Annotated in this window: 15 protein-coding genes; 8 read left to right on the top strand and 7 right to left on the bottom strand. The window is 68.8% G+C overall.

Going from position 1 to position 17,579, the window contains the following annotated elements:
* A complete protein-coding gene (locus HUA78_RS43630; protein WP_174478898.1) occupies window positions 1-2,676 on the bottom strand; it encodes a TonB-dependent receptor domain-containing protein in 2,676 nt (891 codons plus the stop codon).
* Window positions 2,677-2,964: 288 nt separating this feature from the next.
* On the opposite strand from HUA78_RS43630, the gene HUA78_RS43625 reads away from it, so the two are divergent.
* Entirely contained in the window at window positions 2,965-4,323 is a 1,359-nt protein-coding gene (locus HUA78_RS43625) for an amidohydrolase family protein (RefSeq protein ID WP_174478897.1), read from the top strand.
* Window positions 4,324-4,463: 140 nt separating this feature from the next.
* The gene (locus HUA78_RS43620) at window positions 4,464-5,675 is read left to right on the top strand and encodes a murein transglycosylase A (protein ID WP_174458172.1); all 1,212 of its coding nucleotides are present in this window, start codon (window positions 4,464-4,466) and stop codon (window positions 5,673-5,675) included.
* Between the two features lie 19 nt (window positions 5,676-5,694).
* Here the strand turns inward: HUA78_RS43620 and HUA78_RS43615 are convergent, their stop codons facing one another.
* The gene (locus HUA78_RS43615; protein WP_174478896.1) at window positions 5,695-7,011 is read right to left on the bottom strand and encodes a thioredoxin domain-containing protein; all 1,317 of its coding nucleotides are present in this window, start codon (window positions 7,009-7,011) and stop codon (window positions 5,695-5,697) included.
* 241 nt (window positions 7,012-7,252) lie between these two features.
* Between HUA78_RS43615 and HUA78_RS43610 the strand changes: the two genes are divergently transcribed.
* Both HUA78_RS43610 and HUA78_RS43605 read left to right on the top strand, forming a co-directional pair.
* A complete protein-coding gene (locus HUA78_RS43610) occupies window positions 7,253-7,924 on the top strand; it encodes a hypothetical protein (protein WP_174478895.1) in 672 nt (223 codons plus the stop codon).
* 66 nt (window positions 7,925-7,990) lie between these two features.
* Window positions 7,991-8,212: a hypothetical protein gene (locus tag HUA78_RS43605; protein ID WP_141642801.1), complete on the top strand. Its 222-nt coding sequence runs from the start codon at window positions 7,991-7,993 to the stop codon at window positions 8,210-8,212.
* Between the two features lie 7 nt (window positions 8,213-8,219).
* On the opposite strand, the gene HUA78_RS43600 is transcribed toward HUA78_RS43605, so the two are convergent.
* Window positions 8,220-8,819, bottom strand: a complete 600-nt coding sequence (locus HUA78_RS43600; protein WP_174458175.1) for a CDP-alcohol phosphatidyltransferase family protein — start codon at window positions 8,817-8,819, stop codon at window positions 8,220-8,222.
* Between the two features lie 207 nt (window positions 8,820-9,026).
* Here HUA78_RS43600 and HUA78_RS43595 point away from each other — a divergent pair, with 207 nt between their 5' ends.
* A complete protein-coding gene (locus HUA78_RS43595) occupies window positions 9,027-10,022 on the top strand; it encodes a DUF4846 domain-containing protein (RefSeq protein WP_174478894.1) in 996 nt (331 codons plus the stop codon).
* Between the two features lie 103 nt (window positions 10,023-10,125).
* On the opposite strand, the gene HUA78_RS43590 is transcribed toward HUA78_RS43595, so the two are convergent.
* The 4 genes from HUA78_RS43590 to HUA78_RS43575 all read right to left on the bottom strand — a co-directional run bounded on the left by HUA78_RS43590 (window position 10,126) and on the right by HUA78_RS43575 (window position 14,263).
* Entirely contained in the window at window positions 10,126-11,193 is a 1,068-nt protein-coding gene (locus tag HUA78_RS43590; protein WP_141642804.1) for a fatty acid desaturase family protein, read from the bottom strand.
* Window positions 11,194-11,522: 329 nt separating this feature from the next.
* Complete coding sequence (locus HUA78_RS43585; protein WP_174465009.1) at window positions 11,523-12,824, bottom strand: cytochrome P450; 1,302 nt, start codon at window positions 12,822-12,824, stop codon at window positions 11,523-11,525.
* A gap of 453 nt (window positions 12,825-13,277) precedes the next feature.
* Window positions 13,278-13,688 carry an STAS/SEC14 domain-containing protein gene (locus tag HUA78_RS43580; protein WP_174478893.1) on the bottom strand — a complete coding sequence of 137 codons (411 nt, stop codon included), beginning with the start codon at window positions 13,686-13,688 and terminating at the stop codon, window positions 13,278-13,280.
* Window positions 13,689-13,843: 155 nt separating this feature from the next.
* Window positions 13,844-14,263 carry an STAS/SEC14 domain-containing protein gene (locus HUA78_RS43575; RefSeq protein ID WP_141642807.1) on the bottom strand — a complete coding sequence of 140 codons (420 nt, stop codon included), beginning with the start codon at window positions 14,261-14,263 and terminating at the stop codon, window positions 13,844-13,846.
* Window positions 14,264-14,500: 237 nt separating this feature from the next.
* On the opposite strand from HUA78_RS43575, the gene HUA78_RS43570 reads away from it, so the two are divergent.
* Genes HUA78_RS43570 through HUA78_RS43560 form a run of 3 tightly spaced genes read left to right on the top strand, consistent with a single transcriptional unit; the run spans window position 14,501 to window position 17,545 of the window.
* A complete protein-coding gene (locus tag HUA78_RS43570; RefSeq protein WP_174478892.1) occupies window positions 14,501-15,787 on the top strand; it encodes an ABC transporter substrate-binding protein in 1,287 nt (428 codons plus the stop codon).
* A 49-nt stretch (window positions 15,788-15,836) separates the two neighbouring features.
* The gene (locus HUA78_RS43565) at window positions 15,837-16,736 is read left to right on the top strand and encodes a carbohydrate ABC transporter permease (RefSeq protein ID WP_141645859.1); all 900 of its coding nucleotides are present in this window, start codon (window positions 15,837-15,839) and stop codon (window positions 16,734-16,736) included.
* Window positions 16,733-17,545, top strand: coding sequence for a carbohydrate ABC transporter permease (locus HUA78_RS43560; protein ID WP_174478891.1), 813 nt, complete (start codon window positions 16,733-16,735; stop codon window positions 17,543-17,545). Before HUA78_RS43565 ends, HUA78_RS43560 begins: the two co-directional genes overlap by 4 nt.
* Window positions 17,546-17,579 lie beyond the last annotated feature (34 nt).

Raw genomic sequence — 17,579 nt, 5'->3', positions numbered from 1 at the left:
TCAGAAGGTCCCCTTGACGCCGAGCGTGGGCAGAATCACCGGGATGCCGAGGCTCTTGCGCTTCAGGCCCACGGGCTCGCCTGCATCTTCCTCGTAGCCATAGTCGCGGGTCAGCACCTCGCTGCGCGCGCTGACGTTGAAGACATCCAGGTACACATCGAGCATGAAGTTGTCGAAGACGAGGCTGCGTGAGGCGCGGAAGTCGACGCGGAAGAAAGACGGCAGTCGGTCCACCGCGTCGCGGCTCACGGGTTTCCACTCGGGCTCGCCGTCCTCGCCCAGGCCCTCGCGCATGGTGCGGTAGCCGAACTGGCCCGTCTCGGGGCGGCCGGTGTTGAAGTGCGCCACCGCGCCCACGGTGACGAAGTCGAAGCGGTAGCTGAGCGCGGCGTTGACGGAGTGCGCCTGCTCGAAGGCATAGGGCAGGTAGCCCTCCGCCATGCCGAGCTCCTCGCCATCCGGGCCCACCTTCGCGTAGCGCGTGAAGCGCCGGCTCTGGTTGAATCCATACGTGAGCCAGCCGAACCAGCGTCGCCCCAGTGGCCTTCGCACCATCAGCTCCACGCCGTAGCTGTGGCCCCGGCTCTCCACGTCCTCGGCTTCGAGTCCCCGACGCCGCAGGTTGCTCACCACGTCTTCGAAGTTGAACTCCAGCGTGCGCAGGAGCGGGTTGAAGTACGCCTCCGCGGAGATTTCCCACTCCGAAGATGGTCGCCACTCCGAGCCGAGCGAGAACTGCGCCGCGCGCTGGAGTCCCCGCTCCAGCGCGAGCATCTCTCCGGCGGGCACGGGGAGCAGCACCGTCGCGGGCTGGTGGTACAGGCCCGCGCCTGCCTTCAGCGTGAGCGTGTCCGTGAAGGCATGCCGCACCGCGAGCCGAGGCTCCACCGCCAGCCGCGTCGTGTCCCCGAAGCCGTGGTAGCTGTCCAGCCGCAGGCCCGGCACCAGCGTCCACCGCGGGGAAGGCCGCCAGGTGAGCTGCGTGCCCACGCCCGCGAAGGTGCCCAGGATGCCAGGGCGCGAGTACGCGTCCTTCCCGTCGACCGGGCCCACGGGGCGGAACAGGCCGGTGGCCACCATGCTCGCGTCGCGTCGCTCCAGGTGTCCGAAGACCTCCAGGTTCAGCTCGGAGGACAGCTCGCGTGTGTAGCCCGTGCGCAGGGCGACGCTGCCCTGGGTCAGCTCGTAGCGGCCGGGCGCGCTGCCGCCCTTGTTGTAGGCGAGGCTCAGCCGGTCATACCCGAGCGTCAGGCCCACCTCCGCCTCGCCTCTCGCGAAGGGGTGGCGACCGCGCAAGTCGAGCCGGTGGAACAGCAGGCCCACGCCGCCCGAGCTCTGCGTGGGGATGCGCGCCGTGAGTCCCACCGCGTCCGATGTGCCGAGTGCGAGGACTCGGAGGTTGCCCTGGCCCACGCGCTGCTCCACGCGCGTCTGGTAGTCCCAATAGTCCGCGTACAGCTTGGGCTCGCCGGGCTCCGAGTACACGTTGCCGCCTATCGTGGTCGACGACGGCCCGGTGAGGCTGTTGGCGATGCGGGTGATGAGGAGGCCCGTGTAGCTGATGCGCGCGGCGGCGGTGACGGTGGTGCTCGTCTCCGGGATGGGGACCTCGAGGAACGCGCCTGCGTGGATGAGGTCCAGGTAGGCGCTGCCGTGCAGGCCCTCTTCGCGCGGCCGGCTCACGTGCGCGTCCACCGCGCCGCCCAGCAGGCTGCCGTAGCGCGCGGAGGGCACACCGACCTGGAAGTCGAGCGACTCGACGAGGTCCGGGTACACCACCGCGTTGCCGACGAGCAGGTGATAAAGGAAGGGCACGCGCACGCCGTCCACGTAGAAGGCACTGGCGGCGGGCTGCACTCCGCGCACCACGGGATAGGAGAGCCCCGAGGCCAGCGCCGTCACACCCGGCATGAGCATCACCACGCGGAACGGGTCGCCCATGGTGCCGGGGACCTCGCGCAGCTCCTGCTCGTGCAGCGTGACGCGGGAGACCTCGGTGCGCGGCCGGTCCGCGCGCACCACCGTCTCGTAGGGGTTCACCGCGAGCGGCTCCAGCGAGTACAGCACCTCCAACTGCTGGCTCGCGTCGAGCGTCTCGGTGAGCATCAGCAGCCGATGTCCGGGCGCGGTGATTTTCAGCGCATGCGCGCCGGGGGGCAGCTCCAGTCGGAAGAGTCCCTGGGCGTCTGTCTCCGTCGTCGCCGCGTCGGCGCGCACGGTGGCTCCGGCGATGGGCTTGCGTGTGCCCTTGGCGCGCACCCGGCCGGTGAGCACCGCGCGGAGGGTGGCCACGGGGGGCGGCTCGAAGCGATAGGTGAAGGGCAGTCGCACCGCGACGGGTTGCCCTTGTGAGGTGGCTGGGTGGAAGCGCAAGCGGGGCGCGGCATGCAGCGCGGCCTGGGCGAGCGCGGAGGGAGGCTCGCCCACGATGCGGGCCTCGACGACGTCACCGGCCTCGTCGACGGTCAGCTCCAGCTCGACGGTGACGGGCGCGTCCAGGTGGAGGCCTTGAGGCAGCCGCGCGGGAGCGTCCTCGGCCAGGGTGGGGGGACGGAGCGCGGGGGCCGAGAGCGCAGAGGGCGGCGAGGACTCGGTGCCAGGCCGCGGAGTCGTCTGGGCACGAAAGGGGACGGCGACCAGGGCCAGGGCGAGAAGAGACGGTCCGAGTCGCGTCATCGTGGTGTGGGGGCGGGGGTGTGGGCGCTGAAAACCTCCTATACGTGACCACAACGGAAGTCAGGTTGTCGCGGGCCGTGTGGCAATGACGTTCATCTGGCAATGAGTTCATCTCAGGTGGACGGTTTGCCCGAGGCTCCTTGCGCAATACCCATCCACGGCCACGGCGATGGTCCCCTTGCGAGGGCTCTGTTGGAGCGCGGGCCCCAGGCTCGCGAAGGGCCGGTGCTTGCCTTCGCAGTCCGGCAGGGCGAGCGTGGGGCTTCCCTGTCGTTCAGGAGCGGCGCGATGACCCTGGGTTCCTGGCGTTCGTTGTGGTGGAGCATGGGTGTCCTGCTGTCCTGGGGGCTGGCTGCTCCGGCGAGGGCGCAGGCGACCGGGCCCGAGCGGGTCGCGGTGCGCGCGGCGAGGCTGTTCGACGGCAGGAGCGCGAAGCTCGTGACGAAGGCCGTGGTGCTCATCGAGGGCAATCGCATCCAGGCGGTGGGCTCCGGCCTGGCCATTCCCGAGGGCACGCGGGTGCTCGAGTTAGGGGACGTCACCCTCCTGCCGGGACTCATCGATACACATTCGCACCTGCTCACGAACCTCGAGTTGGGAGGGGATGGGTCGAGCATGGAGCTGCAGGTGGCACGGATGAGCACGGCCGAGCGTGCCTTGATGGGTGCGAAGCTGGGGCGCGAGTTGCTGGAGGCGGGCATCACCACGGTGCGGGACGTGGGCAACTCCGGTGTGAATGGGGATGTGGCGCTGCGCAATGCCATCCAGCGAGGCTGGGTGGAGGGGCCGCGCATCTCCGCGTGTACCCGCGCGCTCGCGCCGCAGGGTGGACAGTTCGGGCAGCTCCAGCAGCCCGTGCAGGGACTCATCGACCAGGAATACGTCACCGTGACAGGCGTGGACGAGGCGCGCCGTGCCGTGCGGCAGGCGGTGTATGACGGCGCGGACTGCATCAAGGTCATCGTCGACAATGGCCACAACATCCTCTCGGTGGAGGAGCTGAAGGTCATCGTCGAGGAAGCGCATCGGGTGAAGCGCCCGGTCGCGGCGCACACGACCAAGGACGACAGCATCCGCGCGGCGGTGGAGGCGGGGGTGGACTCCATCGAGCATGGGTATGCGTTGCCGGATGACGTGCTGGCTCCGATGGTGCGCAAGCGCATCTTCCTCGTGCCCACCGAGGGACCGCTGGAGATTTGTGAAGAGTTTCCTTCGGACGCGGGTGACGCGGAGGCGCGGCGCGCCATGAAGGAGCGCTGCCAGAAGCTCGTGGCCAAGGGGTATGAGCGCACGCGTCGAGCCGTGGCGGCGGGCGTGCGGTTGGCGGCGGGCTCGGACATGTACCTCGCGGTGCCAGGGCAGACGCGTGGCGCGTCCACGATGCGCTCGCTCACCGCCCATGGTGAGGCGGGCCTTCCGCCGGTGGAGGTCCTGCGCGCGGCGACAGCGAACGCGGCGGAGCTGCTGCGCATGCAGGACCGGGTGGGCACGCTCGAAGCGGGAAGGCTCGCGGACCTGATTGCCGTGAACGGCGACCCGTTGAAGGGCCTCAAGGCGCTGCGTCAGGTGCGCTTCGTGATGAAGGACGGCAAGGTGGTGGTGGACGCCCAGGGAGCGCTGTCCCCGGTGGCGACGCCCGCGCGCTGAGAGCTGGCGGAGCGCTCCTCGGAGCCAGGCGGGGTGGCGCGTCGATGGCGCCGCGCTCATGCGTTTCGCGAGGCCGCGGCCCTCTGGCACGCTCCTCGGAAGTGTCGCGAGGGCTCCGGCTGGAGTAGTTACCAGGGGCCATGCTCTCCCGGTCCGCTCGACGCGTCTCGCTCACGGTGCTCCTCCTCGTCTGCGCCTCCTGTGCGCGCGTGCCGCGTCCAGCGGTCACCCGTCCCCAGGAAGCACTGGTGGAGTTCTCCGACACAGTGAAGCTCGTGGACGACGGCGAGTCGGCGTCCCTGCGCATCGCGCTGGACCAGAGCCTCATCTGGCTGCGCACGCGGCCGGTGGACCAGCGCTTTGTCTACGGCCCGCGCGAAGTCACGGCCGGAGAATTGGTATCCGCCCTGGAGCGGCTGCGCGCGCGCCTCACCGACGGCATGTCCTCGCTGGAGGTGTCGAAGGCGGTGATGGAGGACTTCGACCTGCTCGAGTCCTCTGGAGGCGAGGACGGCACCGTGCTCTTCACGGGCTATTACGAGCCCGTGCTCGAAGCGAGCCTGTCGCGAACCGACGAGTACCGCGTCCCCGTGCTGTCCGCGCCCGATGACCTCATCGAGGTGCCGCTGGAGCCCTTCGCGGAGCGCTTCGCGTCAGAGCGCGTCTTCGGGCGACTGGAGGGCAAGCGACTGGTGCCCTACTGGAACCGCGCCGAGATTCGCGGCGGCAGGCTGAGCCCGCGCAAGCTGGAGCTGGCCTGGGTGAAGGACCCGGTGTCGCTCTTCTTCATGGAGGTGCAGGGCAGCGGCACCCTGCGGCTGAATGACGGCGGCGAGCGTCGCGTGGGCTACGCCGCGTCGAATGGCCGTCCGTACCGGAGCATCGGCGCCCTGCTCATCCAGGAGGGAGTGATTCCCCGAGAGCAGATGTCCATGCAGGCGCTGCGAGCGTGGCTGGCGGCGAACCCCACCGAGCGCGACCGCGTGCTGGACTACAACGAGTCCTATGTCTTCTTCCGCTTCCTGCCCGGCGCGGCGGTGGGCTCCTTGGGCAGGGAGGTGACACCGGGCCGCTCCATCGCCACGGACGCGCGGCTGTTCCCCAAGGGCGGCCTGGCCTTCATCCTCACGGACCACCCGGTGAAGATGGCGGATGGTTCGGTGCAGTGGAGGCCGCTGTCGCGCTTCGTGTTCAACCAGGACACGGGCGGAGCCATCCGGGGCGCGGGTCGCGTGGATGTCTTCTGGGGCCGAGGCCCCGAGGCGGAGCTGGCCGCGGGCATGATGAAGCAGAAGGGGCGGCTGCTCTTCCTGGTGCCCAGGCCCCGCGTCCCGGTGGTGGAAGCCCGGTGACGCGAGGCCCGGAGGTGGCTCAGCGCTGGGCCACGCCGGCCTTCTTCAGCTCCTCGTCGATGATGCGACGGAAGTGGTCGATGGGCATCGCGCCGACGATGGGGCGGCCGTTGACGAAGAACGTGGGCGTCCCCCCGGCGCCCACCCTCGTGCCCTCGGCCGAGTCCAGGTCGATGCGCGCGTCGAACTTCCTGGCGTCGAGCGCGTTCTTGAAGCGCGTCACATCCAGCCCGACCTGCTTCGCGTAGCCCTCCATCGACGACCGGTCGAGCTGCCGCTGGTTGGCGAAGAGGAGGTCGTGAAACTCCCAGAACTTCCCCTGCTCATGCGCCGCCATGGACGCGGCCGCGGCGAGCTTCGCGTTCGGATGGTTGGGCAGCGGCTGGTGCTTGAAGGCCACGCGCAGCTTGCCCTCGTACTCCTTCTCCAGCGCCTTCAGCGTGGGCACCGCGCGAGAGCAGAAGGGGCACTCGAAGTCGGACCACGCCACCAGCGTGACGGGCGCGTTGGCGGGGCCGCGCGAGGGCGCCTCACCCACCTCCACCTGCTGCCGGGGCAGCTCCGCCGGAGCGGGAGGCGCGGGTGGGCGCTCCACGCCGCGCTCGATGATGCGCGCGTAGACGTCCGCCTTGGGCACGCCACCCTTCACCAGCGCCTCCGCCTTGTTCAGCTCCTCGTCCACCACGCCGGTGAAGACCGTCAGCGGCTGGGCGCCGTTGATGAAGCGGCCGTTGACGAAGAAGCCCGGCGTCCCGGTGGCGCCGAGCTGAATCGCCATCGCCTCATCCCGGCGGATGCGCTCGGCCAGCTTCGGCTCCGCCAGGTCCTGCTTCCAGCGCGCGACGTCCAGCCCCAGCTCCTTCGCGTAGCGCTCCAGGTCCGCGTCGGACTGCGCTCTCGGGTTGGCGAAGAGGACGTCATGGTACTGCCAGAACTTCCCTTGCTCTCCGGCGGCCAGGGCCGCGACCGCCGCGGGCCGGGCGCGAGGGTGCATGTCCAGCGGGTGGTGCTTCATCACCACGCGCAGCTTGTCGCCATAACGCTGCTGCAACTGCTTCACCGTGGCGTGGCCGCGAGCACAGAAGGGGCACTCGTAGTCGGAGAACTCCACGAGCGTGACGAGCGCGCTCTCCTCGCCGTGGATGAGCGAGCCATCCACCGGCACCTTGTAGACGACGGGAGAGATGGGAGGGCGCTGGCGGTCAGAGGGTTGGGCCACGGCGGCTGGCGTGGGAGTGATGCCCTTGGGGGCCGCTGCGGGCGCCGACGTGCGGCCTCCCACGAATCCCAACACGAGCCCCACCACGAGGCTCACCCATACGGATGGCTTGCTCACGACACGACTCCTGGAAAAGTGACGCCACGGAGTGCGCCGAGCGCGCCGAAAGTTTCAGCGCTCTTTTTCGAGGACCTGGGTGCGAGTCAGGCCGACCTGTCGGCCGGAGGACCTGACTCCAGGGGAGAGGGCCATCCAGCGCTGCCCTGGTGGCCTGCTCTTGGGGCGCTTGCCCGCCATTTCGGCGGTTGTCCATGAGCGGGCAGGCCCCACCTTTGTGGAGGAAGGGAGGCCGTGACTCATGCGAGGGAAGGTTGCCTGGATGGCGGTCGTGGTCGCGAGCCTGTCGCTCATGCTGTGCGCGGGGGGCTGTACGGCGGAGGCGCAGTCCGCGTCCGAGGAGGCACGGCAGCCGGCCGCCGCCTCGGAAGTGAAGCCGGTGCCTCCATCAGGACAGACGCCGACACCCGCCGAGGTGTCCGAGCTGTGGAACAGCATGTCGGGGCTGCGCGCGGAGGTCCGCCAGCTCCGCCAGGAAGTCTCGAAGCTGCGCACGCAGGTCGGCGCCCAGGCGCAGGGCACGGGCGGCTCGGGCACACAGGCGCGGGCGGGTTCCGCGCCGGATACCCAGGCGCGCGGCACGGGGGGCGCTGGCACCGCGCCACGACAGGTGGAAACCGACGTGCCGCCCGCTGGCTCCAACGTGCCGGCACCGACGGGGACGGCGGTGGTGATGGCCACCTTCACGGGGGCGGTGCGCTCGGTGGCTCCGCCCGATGTCGTCATCGCGCAGGACAGTGGAGAGCCGCTGACGCTGGAGGTGACTCCGCGGACGCGGGTGCTGCGCAACGGAAAGAGCGTGGGCTTGCGGGACCTGGACCCGGGAGATCGCGTCAGCGCGGTGGTGGACATGGTGGGTGAACACGAGACGGTGGAAATCTCGGTGCTCCGGAAGGAGGACCCGGACAATTGAGACGCGGGAGCGACCCGTCAGTCGCTCGCGTTCAGGTTCGTCGTCGCTCGCAGGGAGGTTCCCGTCATGACGGCCTTTGACCGATACCGCGCACTGCTGCGCAAGTTCGAGAGTGTGCGTGCGCGAAATCCACAGGGTGGCTCACCCGAGGAGGATGCCTTGTTGGACGACCTGGACGATGTCTGGTCGGAGATGAGTGAAGGCGAGCGCGCCGCCGCATCCCCCGAGCGCGACCGGGCCCTGGGGCTCTCGGATTCGCAAGACTCCGCGTCTCCACCTCCGGGCTGAGGCGCTTCTATTTACGGGCCGTGGGGAGAGGCGTTCCCCGCGGCCCGTGTTCGTCGGAGCGCGGGACAGGTGAAGCCCCCCGAGCCCTCATCCGGGAGCGCAGCACCGCGCGCGTGTAGTCCACCACCGAGGCGAGCGACAGCACGGCGATGAGCGCGACGAGCGGGCGCACGGCGGGGGGAAACAGCAGCACGCACAAGAGCGTCACCAGTTGCAGCGAGGTGACCACCTTGCCGAGCATCCGCGCCTTGAGCTCCACCCGCCGCAGCTTCGGCACCAGCCGGGTGACGATGAAGCCCACCGCGGTGCCGATGTCCCGTACGAGCAACAACAGGACCTCCGGCAGGGCGATGAGGCCGTCGAGGTAGCAGACGAGGATGGCCGTCACCATGAAGGCGCGGTCGGCCACCGGGTCGATGAGCGCGCCCAGTCGCGTGGCCAGGCCCTTGTGTCGCGCAATCCAGCCGTCGAGGAAGTCGGAGAAGGCCGCCAACACGACGAGCGCCGCGCGCACCTTCGCGTCGGACTCGACGATGAAGGCCACCGCCATGGGGAGGCGGGACAGGGACAGGATGTTGAGCAGCACGAGGCTCGCCTGGCGGCGCATCTTCGTTCAAAGGTAGTGCACGAGCGTCATCACGCACCTGCCGGGGAGGAGGAGGTGTCGTCGAGTCGTCGGTCATCGCCCCGGCGGAGAGCAGGCGACCTCACGCGCGTGCGCATTCCACGAAACGCGAGGCTGCGAGGGAACCTTCGAGCGGCGAGAATCCTCCCATCCGGAGCGCCGCTCCCCACCTGCCTGGAGTCTCCCGTCGTGACCGCATCCGAGTGTCCGCCCCTCTCCCCGTCCTCTCCACTTCGCACCGGGGCGGCGTGGCTCGCCCGGGCCTGTCTGGTGGCGCTGTTGTGGCCAGGAGCCTCGGGGGCCAGCCCGCTGGCGCCGCGCCTGCGGGGCACGGTGCTCGCGACGGCGGCTTCACGGGCCCCCGAGCAGTCCACCGCCGCCTCCGAGCCCCGCGTCCCCACGCGAGAGGAGCTGGCGCGCTACGGCTGGCTGGCGAAGGACGCCCAGGTCCGTCCACTGGAGCTCGCCATCCCCGCGCCGGAGGGCTACACGCGCGTGACGCTGGAGGCGGGCTCGTTCGGCGCGTGGCTGCGCGGCCTGCCCCTGCGCGCGCAAGGCACGCCCGTGCTGCACTTCCGGGGCGGAGAGGTGTTGCCCGGCGACGATGCGCGACTGGCGGCGGTGGCGGAGCTGGACATCGGCTCGGCCAATCTCCAGCAGTGCGCGGACTCCATCATCCGGCTGCATGCGGAGTGGCAGTGGTCCAGTCAGCAACGGGAGCGTATCGCCTATCGCTTCACCAGCGGACACCTGGCCTCGTGGCCGAAGTACGCGGCGGGAGACCGGGCGCGCATCGCGGGCTCCAAGGTGACGTGGGCGAGGAGCGCGGCGGCGGACAGCTCTCGCGCGGCGTTCCGTTCCTACCTGGACCTGGTCTTCACCTACGCGGGCACGCTGTCACTGGAGAGCGCCAAGGGGCGTCCCGCGCGAGACGAGCTGCGTGGCGGGGACTTCTTCGTGCTGGGCGGCAGCCCGGGGCACACGGTGCTGGTGCTGGACGTGGCGGCCGACGCGGGGGGCCGCCGCGTGGCGCTCCTGGGGCAAGGCTTCATGCCCGCCCAGGACTTCCATGTCCTCTCCTCGGGGAGTGACTCCGTGCGGCCCTGGTTCCCGCTCGATGCCGACGCGGTGAGCACGCCCTTCTGGAAGCCCTTCCCGTGGACGTCGCTGCGTCGCTTCCCGTGAGGCGTGTCGTCGACCTGTCGTTCTCCGCGGGGCCCCCACCCCGACGGTGACTGACAGCGGCCAACGCCTCGCTCGCCAGGGCGATGCGTGCGTCGTCACGAGGCTACGAGTGCAGCGGCATCCTCACGCCCGAAGCCGGCGTCGGCGTCGGCGTGGCGGCGGGCAGGGCCTCCGCGACGGTGGCGGGCTTGCGCGTCAGGTACTTCACCAGGCTGTTGTGCTTGCCCAGGTACGTGTCGAAGCGGTTCACCCCGTCCTCGAGCATGCCCGCCTTGTCCAGCTCCTCGTGCATGACGGGCAGGTTGTAGAAGGGCACGGACGGGAAGGCGTGGTGCGTGAGGTGGTAGTTGCAGTTGAGCGGCGCCACGAAGAAGTTCTCCAGCAGCGTGCCCTTCACGTCGCGCGTCTCGCGCGTCTCGTCGCCCTTGATTTCGGCGTCCAGCGGGTGCTCGCCCAGCGCGCGCATCCGGAAGAAGGCCATCATCACCGTCGTCGTCGGCAGCACCCACAACAGCAGCCAGTGCAGCCACGCGCCCGTCATCACCAGCGTGGTGAGCAACGCGGCGACGTAGATGACGTAGCGCACGTGCTCGGCGGCGGAGACCTTGGGCTTCGCGCCGCCCAGGAGCCGGCCCCAGTACGTCCACGGCAACACCACCTTGAGGTGGTTGGGCGCGTACAGGCCCAGCGCGTCGCCCATGAACACCGCCGCGGCGCGCATCGGCGTGCGCGGGAAGTGCCAGGACGGGTCCTGCTGCATGGAGGCCCAGTACGGGTCCTTCGCCGTGTTGACGTGGCGGTGGTGCTCCATGTGCTGGTGCCGGTAGCCCGCCGTCGTCATGTTCAGCGGGAAGGCGCACAGGAAGTCGGCCACCACGTCACCCACCTTCCGGTTCGACAGGAAGTGGTAGTGCGCCGCCTCGTGCATCAGCGCGAGCATCGCGTGCTGACGCGTGGCGATGACCAGGGCCGCGATGGGCCAGGCCCACCACCGGTCCACCCACACAACCGCGGCAAACGCCGCGACAATGACGAGCCATTGCGTGCCGAGCGCCCACAGCGCCCTCACGTTGCTCACACGGGACATCTCCCGGGTCATTTTCGCCAGCGCCTGCCGGTCGACGCGCCGCGCGAACTGCACATCCGCTTCGTCTATGACCTCGGCGTACATGGGGGGCTCCTTCGTCTTTACGAGCAAGCAGGGTATTCCAGGACTCTTTCTCGCAAGAACGGCCAGTATGGCAAGAAATTTCTCTCTGTAACGTACGCACGCCCGTTTCAAACAGCCAAGTGAAGTCCGCCGAAACCCCATGAGGGTCGACAGTGACTCCGACTCTGGCCGGAAGCCGGGTGCGAGTGGACCGCTTGTGGGAGGCACGGGTCCACTGAAGTCAGAGCCCAGACATGCGCCGGGCCCTGGAGACCGATGAAGGTCCGCAGGGCCCGGCTCATGACATGGATGGGGAGGCGCGGGAAGCGCCGATTTCCCGGGGGCGGTGGCTACGGGACAGCCGCGGACGGCGTCCACTCCACCTTCAGGTGCCGCATCTGGCGCAGGACGATGCTCTGCCAGGTGCCGTGGTCCTGGTTGGGGACCATGCGCGGGTCTTCCAGTGCGTCCAGGAGGACGTTGGTGGTGATTTGCGCCTGGAGCCGGGCCAGGGGCGCGCCCAGGCAGAAGTGCGTGCCACGGCCGTAGGTGAGGTGCTGGGGCGGCTTCTCGCGGTCCACGTCGAGCTTGTTCGAGTGGGGGCAGAGCGATTCGTCCCGGCTGGCGGCGGCGTACAGCATGAGGAGCCGTGAGCCCTTGGGCAGTTGGACGCCGCCGACCTCCACGTCCTCCAGGGCGGTGCGAATCATCGCGTGCTGGACGGAGTCGTAGCGGCAGCCCTCCTCGATGAACTTCGGGACGAGCTCGCGGTTGTCCCGCAGGCGCTTCCAGAGGCCGTGCTCCAGGGCGAGCTTCCAGGTGTTGGACATCATCGCCGTGGTGGACTCGTGGCCGGCGGACAGCATGGACGCGCCAATGGCCATCACCAGCTCGTGCAGCGTGAGCGCCTCGCCGTCGGCCTCGATTTCCACCAGGTAGCTGATGAGGTCTTCCTGGGGCGCCTTGCGCCGCTCCTCGATGAGCTGGATGCAGTAGCGCTGGAACTCAATCACGCCGCGAGCCATCTCCGGCTGCTTCTCCGGCGGGACGTGCTCGAAGGTGAGCTGCTGCCAGTCCGCGCTCCAGCGTTTTATCTTCCAGACATCCTCCTGCGGCACGCCCATGACGCCGAGGATGACGTGGGCGGGCAGCGGATAGGCCAGCTGCTCCACCAGGTCCGCGTGACCTTCCTGCGCGAAGCGGCCCACCAGTTGGCGCGCCATCTTCTCGATGAAGGGCGCCATGCCGGAGATGCGCTGCGCGGTGAAGCCCCGGTTCATCAGCCGTCGCAGGCGGGTGTGCTCCGGCGGGTCCATGCCCAGCAGCACGTGGGCGATGGGAAAGCCCTGCGCGAGGATGCCCTTCGCCTCCTCCGTGAGGTGGGTGCCGCTCACCAGCATGTCCCGGTTGGAGAAGCGCGACGTGTCCTTGAGTACCTGGAGGACGTCGTCGTTCCGACTCACCAGCCACATGCCCAGCATCGGGCTGAAGCTGACCGGCTCTTCCTTGCGCAGCTTCTCGAAGAAGGGGTGGGGGTTGTCGACGTGCGGCCCCGCGAAGGGGTTGTACTGCGCCCCCAGGTGAGGGCATCGCGAGGCGGGGGCGTGGGCCGGAACACCGGTCTCTTCCTGCTTCTGAACCGTTACGGGCATGGCGTCACTCGTCAGTTCGAGCGCGGGCCCCCCCAGCTCACCGCTCGGACAAAGGATGGTTGAGGCATGGGGCACAGCCGGCTTCCGGAGCCCTGACTTGGAATACCGGGCGCGATGGGGGCTCCAGAATGACCGCCTATACCTCAATTTCCCGGGTTTATGCCAGTATGGTGCGATTTTTTTAGTGAAACTGGTCTCTTGTGACACCACGAAGGTTTAGTATTTATAGAATCCGCCTGATTCCGGAGGGTTGGCCGGACGCACGGACGTCGCATCGGCTTGGATTGTGAGAAATCCAGCAGGCACCAGGGGTACGGGGAGCGCGTCCTCGGAGAGGAAACGGCACTCAACCCGGTTACAGGCGCGAGCTGGGCCCGGGGGGGGCGGCGGGGCCCCGGACAGGGGCCACCGCGAAGGTTGAAGCAGACGACGGAAAAGGCGGACCGGGTGCGCTCAGCCGCTCTTGCGGAGGTTGGCGCGGCGCTGCTGTTCCACCCAGGCGTGGGCCTCGGCCATCGTCCTGACGAACTCCGTCTTGAACTCCGACTTGCCCGTCAGGAACATGCCCAGCGAGATGACCTTGCCAAAGGTCTGCTGGACCATGTCCGCGCCGACGTAGACGCAGCCCTTGAACCACTCCGCCTTGCTGTTGTCGGACAGGTACCGGCGGGCTTCCGCCTGGAGCTGCGAGTTGCCGATATCGGCAATCATGTAATAGCCGCCGCTCTTGGCGACCTGGCCGTAGATTTCAACGGCCCGCTTCATGTCCTCCAGATTCAGCATGCCGCTGAACACGGCCACCACCAGGTCCGGGGCCTCGTGGCGAATCTGGTGGGCACCGAACTTCCATTCCTGTTGCTGCATGGGCGCTCCCTTGGGCTGACGACACAAGCATACCGCCCGTGGCAACAGGGAGCGAGAATCCAGTCTTCCCTCCCAAACCAGGACTTTCGGAGGGGGCCTGGGTCTGGAAGGAGACAGCGGGGGTGTCAGACTTCACACAGCCCGTGAAGCGAGACTCAGCCGGCCTTTCGCTGGGAGCGAGCGCGGTTCTGCTGGACCCAGGCGCGGGCGTCGTCGAGCGTCTTGACGAAGGTGGTCTCGAAGCTGGACTTGCCGGTGAAGAGCATGGCGAGGGAGATGGCCTTGCCGAAGGTCTGCTGGACGATGTCGGCGCCGACGTAGACGCAGCCCTTGAACCACTCGGAGCGGTTGTTCTCGGACAGGTAGCGGCGGCCGGCGGCCTCAATCTGGGAGCGGCCGATTTCCGCGAGGATGTAGTAGGGGCCGAGGACGGTGAAGACCTCCTTGTAGATTTCGGAGGTGCGCTTCACGTCGTCCATCGTGATGGGGCCCTCGAAGGTCGCCACCGCGATGTCTGGCGGCTCGATGCGAACCCGATGCGCGCCGTACTTCCACTCCCGAGCCTTCTCCACCATGTCATCCCCCACCCAGAGGTCCAGTCTGTCGGAAGGATAACGCCCGTTCCCGGGGTGAAGGCAAACGGACGCCCTGGGTTTGGTCCCTGGAGTTCCAGAGGGGCGTTTTTCTCCAAATGGGCACGAATTACCCGACGTGGGGCCTCCGACGTGCCGGTGGGGGTGTTGGGGTGAGAACCGTGGGTCGTCCGAGTGGGTTGACGGTGGGGTGGAGGGTTGGAGACATGCCGGGCACCCATGGTCCGCTCGTTCTTCGTCGTGTTCGTGTTGGGTGTCGCGGTGCTGTCGGCGGGGTGCCGGCGGGGCGGCTCGGGCTCGGACGAAGGGCGTGATGGGGCGGGGGCCACGCGGCTGGTGCTGAAGTACCAGCCGCTGTGGGGGCCGCCGGAGCCCTTCCGGGAGCTGCTGGCGGGCTTCGAGCGGGACAACCCCGGGGTGACGCTCGTCACGGAGGCGCTGCCGAACTCCTCGGATTTAGCGCACCAGTTCTTCCTCACGTCGTTGGAGGGTGGGGCGAAGGACTTCGACGTGCTGGTGGCGGACGTGGTGTGGGTGCCGGAGTTCGCGCGCGCGGGGTGGATAGCGGACCTGTCCGTGGAGTTCCCGCCGGAGCGGCTGCGCGCGGAGTTCCTGCCGGGGCCGGTGGAGGCGGTGGTGGTGGAGGGGCGGACGTACGCGGTGCCCTGGTACCTGGACGTGGGCGTTCTGTACTACCGGACGGATTTGGTGCCCCGGGCGCCGCGCACGTACGCGGAGCTGGAGCGCTTCGCGCTGGACGCGAAGGCGAAGGTGCCGGGCATCCAGGGCTTCGTGTGGCAGGGCCGGCAGTACGAGGGGTTGAGTTGTAATGTCTTTGAGGCGCTGTGGGGGCACGGCGGGGACGCGATGGGGGAGCACGGGCGTGTGTTGTTGGAGACGGAGGCGGCGCGCGAGGCGCTCGCGTATCTGCGCGGGTTGCTGGTGAGCGGGGTGTCGCCGGAGACGGTGATGGGGTTTGGGGAGGAGGAGGCGCGGCGCATCTTCCAGGAGGGGCGCGCGGTGTTCATGCGCAACTGGCCGTATGCGTGGAGCGAGGCGCAGAAGGAGGGCTCGCCCATTCGCGGCAAGGTGGGGATGGCGCCGCTGCCGACGGTGAGTGGCGAGCCGGGATTCGGGACGCTCGGTGGGTATCAGCTCGCGGTGAACGCGCATGTGTCGCCGGAGCGGCGGAAGCTGGCGGCGAAGCTCATCTCACACCTGACGTCGCCGGAGGCGAACCTGGTGCTGGCGGTGCATTACGCGCGCAATCCGCCCCGGGCGTCTGTGTATGACGATGCGAGGTTGAAGGAGAGCTCGCCATTCATCGCGGGCCTGCGGGAGATGGCGGAGCGCGCGAGGCCCAGGCCGGTGACGCCGTACTACAACCTGATTTCAGATGTGTTGCAGAGCGAGTTCTCCGCGGCGGTGGCGGGACTGCGCTCGCCCGAGGCGTCGCTGAAGCGCGCGCAGAAGCAGGTGGACCATTTGATGGGGGAGGGGCGATGAGCGCGGGGGCATCGGGCGGACGGGTACGGGGCTTCGAGGAGGCGGCGCGATGACCTCCGAGGGGCGAGGGGCGCGTGCGAGGGGCTCGCTGGAGCGGGAGCGGAGGCAGGCGTACTGGTTGGTGGCGCCGGCGGTGCTGGTGCTCGCGGCGGTGGCGCTGTATCCGATTCTCGCTGCGGTGTGGCTGAGCCTGCACCGCTTCATCCTCGTCTTCGGTGAGCGGCGTTTCGTGGGGTTGGGGAACTACGCGTACCTGCTCGGGGACGCGAGGTTCTGGGCGGCGCTGGGGAACACGGCGTACTTCACGGGGGTGGCCGTGGGGGTGGAGCTGTTGCTCGCGGTGCCGCTGGCGCTGTTGCTGCAACGCGCGTTTCCGGGGCGAGGGTTGCTGCGCGCGGCGGTGCTGGTGCCGTGGGCGATTCCCACGGTGGTGAGCGCGAGGCTGTGGGCGTGGATGTTCAATCCGGACTACGGGCTCATCAACCGCCTGCTCCTGGGGAGTGACATCAACTGGCTGGGCGCGCCCGGGTATGCGCTGCACGCGGCCATCCTCGTGGACGTTTGGAAGACCACGCCCTTCGTGGCGCTGCTGGTGCTGGCGGGGCTGCAAGGCATTCCGGAGGACCTCTACAAGGCGGCGCGGGTGGACGGTGCGTCGTCGTGGCGGACGTTCCGCTCCATCACCTTGCCGCTGTTGAAGCCGGCGTTGCTGCTGGCGTTGCTGTTCCGCTCGTTGGATGCGTTCCGGGTATTCGACGCCATCTACGTGCTGACGGAGGGAGGGCCGGCGAACACGACGGAGACGCTGAGCATCTATGCGTACAAGACGCTGATGCGCTCGGGAGACTTCGGGTACGGGAGCACGCTGTCGGTGGCGACGTTCCTGTGCGTCGTCGTGCTGGCGGCGGTGTGGCTGCGATTGCTGGGGCGGCAGGAGGAGGCGCGATGAGACAACGCGCGGGCCTGGGGACGGCGCTGGCGGTGGTGGCGTTCCTCACGTTCTTCCTGGGGCCGTTCTTCTGGCAGGTGCTGACGAGCCTGTGGCCGGATGGCGAGCTGACAAGGCCGTGGCCCTCGCACCTGACGCTGGAGAGCTACGTGAGCGTGCTGTGGGGGAGGCCATTCTTGCGAGTGGTGTTGAACTCGCTGGTGGTGGCTGCGCTGACGACGGTGTTCTGTCTGGTGATTGGCTCGGCGGCGGCGTTCGCCCTGGCGAAGCTGGAGTTCCGAGGCAAGGGGTTGCTGTTGAGCGCGGCGCTGGCGGTGAGCATGTTTCCGCCGATTGCCACGGTGAGCCCGTTGTATCTCATCCTGCGGGCCGTGGGCCTGAGGGACAGCCTGGTGGGACTGGCGTTGCCCTATGCGACGTTCGCGATGCCGCTGACGCTGTGGGTGCTGACGTCGTTCTTCCGGCAGCTCCCGGACGAGCTGTATCGAGCGGCGCGGGTGGATGGCTGCACGCCGTTCCAGGCGTTCCGCCGCGTGTTGTTGCCCCTGGCGGCGCCGGGGCTGGCGACCACGGCGATTCTCGTCTTCATCTTCGCGTGGAACGAGTTCCTGTTCGCGCTGACGTTCCTGACGACACCGGAGAAGAGAACGGTGCCCGTGGCCATCAGCCTGTTCGCCAGCGAGTACCGCGAGCCATGGGGCGAGATTGCCGCGGCGTCCGTGGTGGCCACGCTGCCCCTGGTGGTGCTCACCGTGCTGTTCCAGCGAAGAATTGTGTCGGGACTCACTGCGGGAGCGGTGAAGGAGTAGGTGGGAAGAGACCCCGCCCGGGCTGGGCTTTCTC

The sequence above is a fragment of the Myxococcus sp. CA033 genome (assembly GCF_013336625.1).
Lineage (GTDB): Bacteria > Myxococcota > Myxococcia > Myxococcales > Myxococcaceae > Myxococcus > Myxococcus llanfairpwllgwyngyllgogerychwyrndrobwllllantysiliogogogochensis.
This window is presented reverse-complemented; position numbering and strand designations above follow the sequence as displayed.